Raw genomic sequence first — 635 nt, forward strand, 5'->3', positions numbered from 1 at the left:
GAGAGTAGGTCATCGTCAAGATTCATTTCGCAAAACCCCTATCTGCGTATGCAGGTAGGGGTTTTGTCTTTAAGTAGAAGCTCTTGCTTTTCCTGGTAGGCCACGCAGCCAGCCAGCGGTAGGAAAATGGTGGTTGACAGCGTTTTTGAATGCTGTATTATTCACCTCCCGCAGCGAGAGATCGAGGCGAGTTAAGTGGTTGAAGTTAAACGATTTTTTCGAAAATACTTCAAAATAAACGCTTGACAGGCAATGAGGAAAGCGTAGAATGCGCGCCTCGGTTGAGACGAAACGCTCTCAGCCAAACGCTCTTTAACAAATCGAATCAAGCAATTCGTGTGGGTGCTTGTGAGTACGGACTGATAGTCAAGAAAGATTATCAGCATCACAAGTGGCCATGCGAGAAATCACATAGTCATTTGAGATTGCTGAGCCAAGTTTAGGGTTTCTTAAAAACCCAAGCAGTATTGAACTGAAGAGTTTGATCATGGCTCAGATTGAACGCTGGCGGCAGGCCTAACACATGCAAGTCGAGCGGATGACGGGAGCTTGCTCCTGGATTCAGCGGCGGACGGGTGAGTAATGCCTAGGAATCTGCCTGGTAGTGGGGGACAACGTTTCGAAAGGAACGCTAA

The 635-nt window shown here is 47.4% G+C and carries 1 rRNA gene; it reads left to right on the forward strand.

The window, feature by feature from the left end:
- Positions 1 to 469 precede the first annotated feature (469 nt).
- Positions 470 to 635, forward strand: a 16S ribosomal RNA gene (locus tag FS777_RS21255); the annotation flags it as partial.

Source organism: Pseudomonas sp. DE0157 (assembly GCF_007678615.1).
Lineage (GTDB): Bacteria > Pseudomonadota > Gammaproteobacteria > Pseudomonadales > Pseudomonadaceae > Aquipseudomonas > Aquipseudomonas parafulva_B.